Source organism: Actinomadura bangladeshensis, assembly GCF_004348335.1.
Classification (GTDB): Bacteria; Actinomycetota; Actinomycetes; order Streptosporangiales; family Streptosporangiaceae; genus Spirillospora; species Spirillospora bangladeshensis.
In genome coordinates this window covers 1-11220 of record NZ_SMJW01000064.1, presented here as the reverse complement: position 1 = coordinate 11220, position 11220 = coordinate 1, and the positions used below count along the sequence as shown (strand labels likewise).

General features: G+C 75.9%; 11 protein-coding genes. 5 read left to right on the top strand and 6 right to left on the bottom strand.

Annotated features, from left to right (window positions below; genetic code table 11):
• Positions 1-264: 264 nt before the first annotated feature.
• From E1284_RS15075 to E1284_RS15060, 4 genes are read left to right on the top strand one after another with little or no spacing between them, the layout of a single operon-like run.
• Positions 265-1161: an AAA family ATPase gene (locus E1284_RS15075; protein ID WP_131939704.1), complete on the top strand. Its 897-nt coding sequence runs from the start codon at positions 265-267 to the stop codon at positions 1159-1161.
• A gap of 3 nt (positions 1162-1164) precedes the next feature.
• Complete coding sequence (locus E1284_RS15070) at positions 1165-2286, top strand: vWA domain-containing protein (RefSeq protein ID WP_341770396.1); 1122 nt, start codon at positions 1165-1167, stop codon at positions 2284-2286.
• Entirely contained in the window at positions 2279-3403 is a 1125-nt protein-coding gene (locus tag E1284_RS15065) for an XdhC family protein (protein ID WP_131939703.1), read from the top strand. The genes E1284_RS15070 and E1284_RS15065 overlap by 8 nt, the downstream gene beginning before the upstream one ends.
• 40 nt (positions 3404-3443) lie before the next feature.
• Positions 3444-4037: a nucleotidyltransferase family protein gene (locus E1284_RS15060; protein WP_131939702.1), complete on the top strand. Its 594-nt coding sequence runs from the start codon at positions 3444-3446 to the stop codon at positions 4035-4037.
• Here the strand turns inward: E1284_RS15060 and E1284_RS15055 are convergent.
• The gene (locus tag E1284_RS15055; protein ID WP_131939701.1) at positions 4015-4485 is read right to left on the bottom strand and encodes a MarR family winged helix-turn-helix transcriptional regulator; all 471 of its coding nucleotides are present in this window, start codon (positions 4483-4485) and stop codon (positions 4015-4017) included. The genes E1284_RS15060 and E1284_RS15055 overlap by 23 nt on opposite strands.
• 74 nt (positions 4486-4559) lie before the next feature.
• On the opposite strand from E1284_RS15055, the gene E1284_RS15050 reads away from it, so the two are divergent.
• A complete protein-coding gene (locus E1284_RS15050) occupies positions 4560-5408 on the top strand; it encodes a nitroreductase/quinone reductase family protein (RefSeq protein WP_131939700.1) in 849 nt (282 codons plus the stop codon).
• Here the strand turns inward: E1284_RS15050 and E1284_RS15045 are convergent.
• From E1284_RS15045 to E1284_RS15025, 5 genes are all read right to left on the bottom strand, one after another.
• Positions 5405-6625 (bottom strand): DUF6986 family protein, encoded by a 1221-nt coding sequence (locus E1284_RS15045; RefSeq protein WP_131939699.1) that lies wholly within the window; start codon positions 6623-6625, stop codon positions 5405-5407. The genes E1284_RS15050 and E1284_RS15045 overlap by 4 nt on opposite strands.
• 55 nt (positions 6626-6680) lie before the next feature.
• Positions 6681-7589, bottom strand: coding sequence for an aldose 1-epimerase family protein (locus tag E1284_RS15040; protein ID WP_131939698.1), 909 nt, complete (start codon positions 7587-7589; stop codon positions 6681-6683).
• 29 nt (positions 7590-7618) lie between these two features.
• Positions 7619-9025, bottom strand: coding sequence for a YlbE family protein (locus E1284_RS15035; RefSeq protein WP_131939697.1), 1407 nt, complete (start codon positions 9023-9025; stop codon positions 7619-7621).
• Positions 9022-10461 carry an FdrA family protein gene (locus E1284_RS15030; protein WP_131939696.1) on the bottom strand — a complete coding sequence of 480 codons (1440 nt, stop codon included), beginning with the start codon at positions 10459-10461 and terminating at the stop codon, positions 9022-9024. Before E1284_RS15030 ends, E1284_RS15035 begins: the two co-directional genes overlap by 4 nt.
• A gap of 102 nt (positions 10462-10563) precedes the next feature.
• The coding region (locus tag E1284_RS15025) for an oxamate carbamoyltransferase subunit AllH family protein (RefSeq protein WP_131939695.1) at positions 10564-11220 on the bottom strand (657 nt) is incomplete at its 5' end.

Genomic DNA, 11220 nt, shown 5'->3' with positions numbered 1-11220 from the left:
GAGCCGGCCGCCGCCCGCCGGCGTCCGCCGGGGGTCTCGCGCCTCTCCACGTAGTCAGGGTCCGGCCGGCGCGGCGGGATGTCCACGGCCGCGCGGGTAAGACCTGCATGCTCCGATGCTCCTCGGCGGCCAGGGGACCAACATTCCCTACCGGTTTATCAGAAAATCGGGAGCGGGCGGAAGGACCGCGAAAACGCAAGGGACCGGGGCATGTGAGTTGCGTCTCGCGCCGAGTAGCCTCAAAGCCGTGGGGAGACGGCGTCGATGACCACGGAGATGACCACGGACCAGCTCGGATCGCCCGCGGACCTCGCGGGCCTGCTCGGCCGGCACGCCTACCTGTGCGACGAAGGCCTCGCGACGGCGTGCTTCCTCGCGCTGCGCATGGGCAGGCCGCTGTTCCTGGAGGGCGAGGCCGGCGTCGGCAAGACCGAGCTGGCCAAAACGCTCGCGCGCGGGCTCGGCGCGCCGCTGATCCGGCTGCAGTGCTACGAGGGCCTCGACGCGTCCCAGGCCCTCTACGACTGGGACTTCCCGCGCCAGCTGCTGCACCTGCGGGCCGCCGAGGCGGCGGGCGTGCACGACGTGTCCCGGCTGGAGGGCGAGCTGTACGACCGGCGGTTCCTGCTGGCCCGGCCGCTGCTCCAGGCGCTGGAGACCTCGCCGAGCGTCCTGCTGGTGGACGAGCTCGACCGCGCCGACGACGAGTTCGAGGCGTTCCTGCTGGAGGTCCTCAGCGACTTCACGATCACCGTGCCGGAGCTCGGCACGATCCGGGCGGAGCGCCCGCCGGTCGTCGTGGTCACCTCCAACCGCACCCGCGAGGTCCACGACGCGCTCAAGCGGCGCTGCCTGTACCACTGGCTGGAGCACCCGTCGTTCGACCGGGAGGTCGCGATCATCCGGCGGCGGCTGCCCGGCGCGGCCGAGCGGCTCGCCGGGCAGGTCGCCCGCGCCGCGCAGCGGATGCGTGAGACCGACCTGCTGAAGCCGCCCGGCGTCGCCGAGACCCTCGACTGGACGGAGGCGCTGGTCGCCCTCGGCCTCCGCGAGCTCGACCCGGCGGCCGCCGCGCTGACGCTCGGCGCCGTGCTCAAGTACCGCGAGGACCAGCAGCGCGTCCTCGGCGCCGGGCTGGAAGCCCTGCTCAACGGGGGATGAGCGGTGGAGCGGGACGTCACCGAGACGATGGTCGGGTTCGCCCGGACGCTGCGCGCGGCTGGCGGCGCCGCCGATCCCGAACGCGTCCAGGCGCTGCTGGCGGCGCTCGACCACCTCGACGTCCTCGACCCGAACGACGTGTACTGGGCCGGGCGGCTGACGCTGTGCGCCGACCCCGACGACCTCGCCCGCTATGACCGGTGCTTCGCCGCGTACTTCTCCGGCGCGACCGCGCGGACGGGGCGCCGGCCGCCGCCCGTCGTCGTCCGCCGGATCACCATGCCCGACCCGGGCGCGCAGGCCGGGAGCGAGGAGGCCGGGGAGCTGAAGGCGGCCACCGCCAGCGAGGTGGAGGTGCTGCGCGACCGCGACCTGGCGCGGCTGACCGCCGCCGAGCGCGCCGAGGTCGCCCGGCTGATCGCCGTGCTCGACGCGAGCGCCGAGCAGCGCCGGTCGCGCCGGTTCACGCCGGCGCCCGCGGGCCGGCTCGACCCCGCCCGGACGGTCCGCGAGACGCTGCGGCGCGGCGGCGAGATGTCCCTGCTGCGGCACCGCGCGCACCGCACCCGTCCCCGCCGCGCCGTCCTGATCGTGGACGTCAGCGGGTCGATGAGCCCGTACGCCGACGCGCTGCTGCGGTTCGCGCACGCCGCCGCCCGGTCCGGCGGGCGCGACGTGGAGGTCTTCAGCGCCGGGACGCGCCTCACCCGCCTCACCCGCGAGCTGCGGCACCGCGACCCGGACGCGGCGATGGCCGCGGCGACCGCCGCCATCCCCGACTGGAGCGGCGGCACCCGCCTCGGCGAGGAGCTGAAGGAGTTCCTCGACCGGTTCGGGCAGCGCGGCCTCGCCCGCGGCGCGATCGTCGTGATCGCCTCGGACGGCTGGGAGCGCGGCGACGCGGCCCTGCTCGGCGAGCAGATGGCGCGGCTGCACCGGCTCGCGCACCGGGTCGTGTGGGCGAACCCGCACAAGGCGCGGCCCGGCTACGAGCCGCTCACCGCCGGGATGGCGGCGGCGCTGCCGCACGTCGACGACTTCACCTCCGGCCACAGCCTCGCGGCACTGGAGGAGCTGGCCCGCATCGTCGCGGGCACCGCTGGAAAGGGGAGCGCTCATGCGTGACGTCCTCGGCGACATCGCCGGCTGGTACGCGTCGGGGGAGACCTTCGGGCTCGCGACCGTCGTGCACACCTTCCGCAGCGCGCCGCGGCCGCCGGGCGCGGCGATGGCGGTGTCGGCCGGCGGCGAGGTGTCGGGCAGCGTGTCGGGGGGTTGCGTGGAGGGCGCCGTCTACGAGCTGGCGCAGTCGGTGCTGGAGACGGGCGAGCCGGTCGTCCAGCGGTACGGGGTGAGCGACGACGACGCGTTCTCCGTCGGCCTCACCTGCGGCGGCATCCTGGACGTCCTGGTGGAGCCGGTCGGCCCCGCGACGTTCCCCGAGTTCGCCGAGGTCGCGGACGCGATCGGGCGGCACGAGCCGGTCGCCGTCGCCACCGTCATCGCCGGCCCCGGCAGGATCGGCGCCCGCCGCGTGGTCTGGGCCGACCGCGCCTCCGGTTCCCTCGCGCCGGGCGAGCCGCACGCCGAGCGCCTCGACGCCGCCGTCGACGACGACGCGCGCGGCATGCTCGCGCAGGGCATCACCGGGCAGCGGCACTACGGGCCCGAAGGGGAGCGGCGGCTGGACGACCTGACCGTCTTCGTCCACTCGTTCGCGCCGCCGCCGAAGCTGCTGGTGTTCGGCGCCATCGACTTCGCCGCGGCCGTCGCCCGCGTCGGCAAGTTCCTCGGCTACCGCGTGACGGTGTGCGACGCGCGGCCGGTGTTCGCGACGCCGAAGCGGTTCCCCGAGGCCGACGAGGTCGTGGTGAAGTGGCCGCACAAGTTCCTGGAGGAGGAGCGCGGCGCCATCGACGAGCGCACCGCGATCTGCGTGCTGACCCACGATCCGAAGTTCGACGTGCCGCTGCTGGAGGTGGCGCTGCGCACCGACGCCGGCTACATCGGCGCCATGGGGTCGCGCCGCACCCACGACGACCGCCTCGCCCGGCTGCGCGAGGCGGGCCTGACCGCCGCCGAGCTGGACCGGCTGCGCTCCCCGATCGGCCTCGACCTCGGCGCCCGGACGCCGGAGGAGACCGCGGTGTCGATCGCGGCGGAGCTCGTGCAGCTCCGCTGGGGCGGCTCGGGGCGCCCGCTCACCGACACCAGCGGCAGGATCCACGCCGAAGCGCCCTGACCTTCCACGCCTGGGCGCCCGGCCGCACTACCCTCGCGGGATGACGTTGCACGGTGCGGTGGCCCCGGCCGGCCTGCTGCTCGCGGCGGGCGAGGGCAGCCGGCTCGGGCGCCCGAAGGCGACCCTGGAGCTGGACGGTGAACGCCTCGTCGACCGGGGCGTCGCGACCCTGCGGGACGGCGGCTGCTCGCCGGTCCTGGTGGTGGCGGGCGCCGCGCAGATCGAGGTCATCGGCGCCGTCGTCGTCCCGAACCCCCGCTGGCGGGACGGCATGGGCTCCTCGCTGCGCGCCGGCCTGGCCGCGCTGCCGCCCGCCTGCCCCGCCGTGGTGATCGCCCTCGTCGACCAGCCGCTCGTCACCCCGGCCGCGGTGGCGCGCCTGATCGCCGCCTACGGGGCGGGCGCGGGCATCGCCGTCGCCACCTACGGGGGAGCGCGCCGCAACCCCGTCCTCCTGCGCGCCGAGCACTTCGCGGGCGTCGCCGAGGCCGCGACCGGCGACCGGGGAGCACGCGGCTACCTGCGCGCCCACCCCGACCTGATCACACCGGTCCCGTGCGACGACGTCGCCGCACCGGACGACATCGACACCCCCGGCGACCTGGACGCCTTCAACCGCCGCGAGCCTCGGTGACGGCGCGCTCGTAGGCGAGCAGCGTGTCGATGAACATCCTGCGCTGCTCCGGCGCGAGGGGTTCCAGGGCGGCGCGCCAGGCGCCCGCGCCCTGGCCGAGCCAGCCGTTGATCGCGGGCAGGTGCGCGTCCGCGACGCTGACGATCGTGCGGCGCCGGTCGTCCGGGTCCTCGCGGCGTTCGAGGATGCCCTGCCGGCTGAGGTCGCCGACCATCAGGCTGACCGTGGCGGGGGCGACCTCCAGCCGCCCGGCGAGCGCGTTCACGGTCATCGGCCCGTCGAACAGCAGGTAGGCCAGCAGCGACAGGTGCCGCGGCGCGAGGTCGAAGGACGCCAGCTCGGCCGGCACCTTGATCTTCTTGGCGGCGGAGACCAGCCGCGGCATCAGCAGCAGCATCGTCCGGATGCCGTCGTCGACGTCCGGCCCGGAGCTCTCGTCCGTTGACATTGCCTCTGCTTCCAAAATAGCTTTGCTTGCAAAGTAAAATGATCCGTTCGACTCCAGGATAGGAGAGCGCTGCGATGAGCGACTGGAACCGGCAGGTCATCGAGGAGTTCCGGGCGAACGGCGGCCGGGTCGGCGGCCGCTTCGAGGGTGCGGACCTGCTCCTCCTCACCAGCACGGGCAGGAAGTCCGGCGCGCCGCACACCACACCGCTCGGCTCCATGGCGGACGGCGACCGGCTGCTCGTGTTCGCGTCCAACGCCGGCGGCCCGCACCACCCGGCGTGGTACCACAACATCCGCGCCGACCCCCGCGTCACCGTCGAGGCCGGGACCGAGACCTTCGACGGCGTCGCGATCCCCGTCGAGGGCGAGGAACGCGACCGGCTGTACGCGCTGCGCAGCGAGCTCGTCCCCGTGTTCGCCGAGTACCAGCGGCAGACCGAACGGGTCATCCCGGTCGTCGCCGTCCACCGCGTCGGACGCGCCGTGGGCACCCAGCTCGCCCGGATCCACGACGACCTGCGGGCGCGGCTCGCGGACCTCCGCGCCGACGTCGACGCCCTCTCCAAGGGGACCCGCGACGTCCCCGACCTGGCCCGGCAGCTCCGTGAGCACTGCGTCTCCGTCTGCGGCGTCCTCGGCGAGCACCACGACAACGAGGAGGGGCGCGCCTTCCCCCGCCTTGAGGCGCAGTTCCCCGGCCTCGCCCCGGTCATCGGCCGGCTGCGCCGCGAGCACGCCGCCGTCACCGAGAACAGGCGCGGGCTCCAGGCCATGCTGGACGACGCCGGCTCACGCGACCCGGACGCCGTCCGCACCGAACTCGACCGGATGACCGCCGAACTCGACGCGCACTTCGCCTACGAGGAGGAGCAGCTCGGCGCCGTCCTCGACGTGGTCGTCCCGCTGTGGCGGAAGGGTTAGGACGCGGGCAGGACGCTCTCGTCCAGGGCGCCGCAGTCGACCGCGCGGCGGAGCCGGGCCGTGAGCGCCTTGATGGTGGCGGGCTCGTCGAGGAAACCGCTCGCGTCGCCCGCCGCCTGCTCGTGCCACGCGCGGACCCGCCCGATGACCTCGTCGACGCCGGTCAGATGGAACGCGTACACGGCCGCGTACCGGCTCGGCAGGTGCGCGGGGTGCAGGTCCCAGCCCTGGTAGAAGCCGTGCGCGAGGGAGTGGCGGACGTGCGCCGCGTGCACCGCCCACGCCGCGTTGACCTCGTCGGGGCCGTCGTTGCGCGGGATGACGTTGGTGGAGCCGTCCGACAGCCGAACGCCGGTCCCGGCGAGGGACACCTGCATGAGGTGCCGGGCGAAGTCGCACGCCGGATGGTCGAGCCGCTGCTCGTGCGGCGGCAGCCCCAACGCGGCGGTGTAGTCGAACACGCCGAAGTGGGCGGCGGTGATCCGGCCCTGCGCGGCGTCCACCAGCGGGCCGAGCCCGACCCGCTGCTCGGCGTGGTCGATCAGCGACTGCGGCGTCTCGATCTGGATCTCGAACCGCAGGATGCCCTGCGGCAGCCCGAGCGAGGTCTCCAGCCGGTCCAGGAACTCGGTGAACAGCCGGACGTGCTCGACCGTCACCACCTTCGGGAAGGTGATCGTGAACCCGCCGGGCAGCCGCCCGAGCCGGTCGCGGAGCGCGGTCAGGAACCCGTCGAGGGTCCGCATCGCGCGCTCGTGCCCGCCGTCGGCGAACGACTTCACCCGCAGCCCCCAGTAGTGGGGGAGGCCCTTGACCTGGTAGGCGGCGGCGACGGCCTCGACGACCTGCTCGGCGTGCGCGTCCTCCTCGGCGTCGCCGCGCACGCCGTAGCCGTCCTCGAAGTCGATCCGGACGTCCTCGACCGGCTCGTTCGCGAGCTTGGCCGCGACCCGCGCGCGCACCGGCTCGGCCAGCTCCGGGTCGAGCCCGAACGCGGCGCCGAACGACCCCGCGCCCGGCGTGTGGGTGTTCAGCAGCCGCAGCGCCTCGGCCCCGAACTCGGCGGGCGTCGAGCGGGAGAACCGGTCGGCGGGCACGTACACGGTGTGCACCGGCTGCCGGCCCTCCGCGCCGCCGGGGAAGCGCTCGCCGTGCGCGTCACGGGCGGCGGCGATGCGCGCGGACAGGTCGTCGAACGAGGACACACTGAGGTTCACCCGGCAATGATCCCCCAACCGCCGCCCGTCGGGGAACCGATCCGGGCCGACCGGATCAGGCGCCCGCGATGATGCCCCACGTCCCGGTGAACTCGGCGCCGGGTTCCAGATGGACGAGGCCCTCCCCGGAGCCGAAGGCGTTCGGCGGGCAGGTCATCGGCTCGACGCCCAGCCCCTCGCGCGGGACGGGCGTGGCGTCGGCGGTGTAGATCTCCATCCACGGGTGCGCCTCGTCGGCCCAGAGGCGGACCGTCCGGCCGCCGCCGGACAGGACCACCCAGACGCGGCCGTCGCCGTCGCGGTTCAGGTCGGCGAACGCGTTGTCGATCTGCCGGTCGCTGAGCAGCGGGCCGGTGCGCAGGTCGTACTTGGTGCCCGTGACGTCCTCGGACGGCCCGGACGGGATCATCCGGTCGTTCACCGGGACGTACCGGTCGGCGAGCAGATGGACCGTGCAGGCGTCGATGGGCTCCCCGACCGTCAGGTACGGGTGCGCGCCGTGCCCGTAGGGCGCCGTCCTCGACCCGGGGTTGCGGACGCTCATCCGCACCCGCAGGCCCTCGGACGCGTCGAGGGAGTACTCGGCCTCCAGGTCGAGGCGGAACGGGTAGCCGCCCGTCGCGAGCAGGCGGTGGGTGAGCCGCACCCGGTCCGGCTCGTGCTCGGCGGCCCTCCACGGCGCCCACCGGACGAGGCCGTGGATCGCGCAGTCGCGGGCGGGCTCGGACACGTCCAGCTGGTGCTCGGCGCCGCCGTAGGAGTAGCGGCCGCGGTCGACGCGGTTCGGCCACGGGATCAGCAGATGCCCGAACGCGGCGGGGGCGGGCTCGTCCGCGCCGTGCGACAGCACCAGCGGCCGGCCCTCGTGGGTCAGCTCGCGCAGGCTCGCGCCCGACTCGGTGACGACGGCCTGGTAGGGCCCGGCGCTCAGGGCGTACTGCTCCCCGGTGATCGACTCGCTCATGTCCGGGACGCTACCCCCTGGCGGCACCGCTACGCGATCTCCGCGAGGGCGTGCAAGGCGTCGGTGAACACGGTCGCCGGGGGTTCGACGAGGCCGGCGCCGACCTGGCCGGTGCCCGCCTCGCGGCCCGCGATGCCGGTGTCGATGACGGGCAGGATCCCGGTGCGGACGACCCGGGTCACGTCGACGCCGACCGGGGTGCCCCGGAACGACAGCAGCGGGATCTGCAGGGCCGGGTGCTCGGCGAGGGTGATCTCGTACATGCGCTGCGTCGCGGCGACCGCGTCCGGCACCTCGCCGCCGACGAACCGGACGATCGCGGGCGCGGCGGCGAGCGCGAACCCGCCCGTCCCGGCCGTCTCGGTGATCGCCGAGTCGCCGATGTCGGGGTTGGCGTCGTCCGGGCCGTAGCCGCCGAGGTAGAGGCCGTCCGGGACGCCGGCGGGCCCGGTGAACCAGCGGTCGCCCGTGCCCGACACCTGGATGCCGAAGTCGGTCCCGTTGCGGGCCATCGCCACGACGAGGCTCGACCCCGGGACGTCCCGGGCCGCGTCCGCGCACGCCTTCGCCGCCGCCATGCCCGCGTTCAGGAAGAAGTGGTCGTTGCCCGCCGCGAACCGCAGCGCCTCGGCGGCCTGGTCCCGGGGGACGTCCTCGGCGGCGGCCAGGTCGGGGGCGAGTTCGCGCAGCAGCAGCGACGTCGCGGCCCGGTTTCGGTTGTGCAGTTCGTCGCCCATCTGCAGCGCCTGCGCGATGACCGACATCAGGTCGAGCGGGCCGTGCCGCCGGACCGCCGCCCGCAGCGCCGGGCCGAGCACCTCGCCCATCCACGTCAGCCGCTCGATCACCTCCGGCCCGTACGCCCCGTACCGGAGCACCTTCCCGAGCCCCTCGTTGAGGGAGCAGTACGAGGTTCCGCCGTGCTCGGCGTCCTCCACCACGAACATCCACATGGACGGGCTGACGACGCCCGCCATCGGCCCGACCGTGCGGTGCCCGTGGCACGGTTCGAGCACCGCCGCGCCGCGCTCCAGCGCGTGCCGGGCGCCGAGCGGCGTCTCCGCGAGCCCCTCCAGGAGCATCGCGCCGATGAGCGCGCCCCGCATCGGGCCGGACGCGCGGTCCCACTCCAGCGGCGGGCCCGCGTGCAGGAACGTCCCGGGCTCCAGGCCGAGGACGTCCCGCGCCGGGCGGACGTCCACCAGGTGGGGGCGGGCGGTCAGCATGCGCCGCACGGCGCGGGCGTTGGCGGCGGCGTGGCCGGGATCGCCGAGGACCGCCGCGAGCGCCGCCTCCGTCCCGGCCGGCGGGGGCCGCCAGTCGACCGCCTCCACCGGGACGGCCTGGTCGGCGAGGGCGTCGGCCAGCACCTCCACCCCGGCGGTGACCACCCTCGGTTCGCGGGACAGCAGCCCGCCGAGCCGCTGATCGGTCATGCCGGATCCCCTTCCACCATCCGCAGGGCGTGCCGGGTCGCCTGGGCGTTGGAGCCGAACACGTCGGCGCCCGCCTCGCACAGCGCCGCCGCCTGCCGGTCGCGGTCCTGCGGGTCGGCCGGTGTCCCGCACAGCGACACGACGACGGCCAGGTCCGGACGGTCCTGCACCGCGTCCGCGACGGCCGGGGCGAGCGCGGCGGCCGGGTCGGACTCGGCGCCGTGCCCGAGCACCACGTCCAGGAGCAGGACGCCGCAGCCCGGATCGGCGGCCTCCGCCCGCAGCGCCTCCAGCCGCAGCGTCGGGTCGATCATCGGGTGCGCGCGGCCCCGCGTGTAGGCGTCGTCGCCGAAGTCGGTGAAACGGTGGCCGCGCGCCTCCAGGTCCCAGCCGAGGACGTCCCGTGCGACCACCTCGGCCTCGTCCCGCAGCGTGCCGCCCGCGAACAGCCCGCGCAGCGCCCGCCCCGGCACCGGGGCCGGACGCCGCGCCGCCGTCCAGCGCGGCCACGCCGGGACCGTCCGCCCGAGCGCCGTGAGCACCTTCTCCGCCGCCCGCGTCAGATCGTCCTCGCCGGGCATCGGCAGCGCGAACACGACCGGCGTGTCCAGCCGGCGGGCCGCCTCCCGGATCAGGTCGAGCACCTGCGGCGCCGGCGGCTTGGACACCAGCACGATCAGCTCGGTGCCCGGGTCGGCGTCCAGCGCGGCCAGCGCGGACAGCGCCGACCGGCCGCTCACCTCCGGCGACAGGTCGCGCCCGCCGACGCCCAGCACGTGGCTGACCCCGGCGCCCGCCGCGTCGAGCAGGCACATCAGCTGCTGCGCGCCCGTCCCGGACGCCGCGACGATGCCGACCGGCCCCCGCCGGACCGCGTTCGCGAACCCGAGGCCCGCGCCGCCGACGACCGCGGTCCCGCAGTCGGGGCCCATCACGATCAGGCCGCGCCGCGCCGCCGCCTCCTTCAGCGCGATCTCCTGGCCGAGCGGCACGTTGTCGCTGAAGATCATCACGTTGAGGCCGGCGTCCAGCGCGTCCATCGCCTCGGGGAACACGTGCGGGCCCGGCACCGACAGCAGCGCGACGGTCGCGTCCGCCCGCGCCGCCGCCGACCGGGTCGTGCGCGGCGGCTCCGGCGCGCCGAGCGGCCCGCCGCCGGCCGGCGGGCGGGACGCGCCGCGCAGCAGCCCGTCGACCGCCTCGCGCGCCTCGTCGAGCCCGCCGCCGTCCACCCGGATCGCCACGACGAGGTCGTCGGGGCCCGCGCCGTCCGGGAGGGCGAACCCCATCCGCGCGAACATCTCCCGGTTCAGCCCGGTGGCCATCGCCACCATCGCCCCCGTGACGCCGGGCCGCTCCGCCAGCTGCCGGCTGACCCGCATGAGCGTGACCGAATCGTGGTAGCCCCCCCGCCGGACCTCGACCCAATCGCTCATGCGTGCCTCCTGTGGGGGGCGACCCCCCACACCCCCCGGTTCGCTGCGCTCATGCGTGCCTCCTGTGGGGGGCGACCCCCCACACCCCCCGGTTCGCTGCGCTCATGCGGTCACCCTCGAAGCAGAACGGACACCTGGCGCGGTCAGGGCCAGGGCGGCGCGGCAGCCGGCGAGGACGCCGTGCGCGAGGTCGGTGCCCGAGGTGTGCCCGACCGACAGCAGCCGCCGGACGGCGCCCTGCCCCGTCCGGCCGGGCGGTTCGCAGCCCGCGACGAAGCGCAGCACGGCCGCGACCTCGGCGCCCGCGCCGCCCGCCGCCGCGCAGTGCAGCAGGGTCGCGGCCAGCGCCGTCGTCCGGGTGCCGGCGTCGGCCGTGACGGCGGCGCCGAGCCAGTCGGCCAGCCGCACCGCCGCGTCGCCGTGCCGGACGGCGCCGCCGAGCAGCCGCAGCGACACCAGCAGGCCGCACAGGATGTCGTCGCCGGACGGCGTCAGCCCCGGCCCGAGGCCCACGATCCGCTCGGCCGCCTCCACGGCGCCCGCGAGGTCGCCGGCCGCGCAGGCGGCGGCGAGACCGCCCGGGTCAGGGTGCCCGGCCAGGCCGCCGCCCGCCGGTCCGGCGGCGGTGAGCGCGCCGGCCGCGGTCAGCTCGTCCTCCAGCGCGCGGACGCCGCGGGCCAGCGCGGCGGGCTGCATCACGCCGAGCGCCGGGGACGGGTCCCACCAGCGGCGGACGCGCACGGCCAGCCCGTCCGCCTC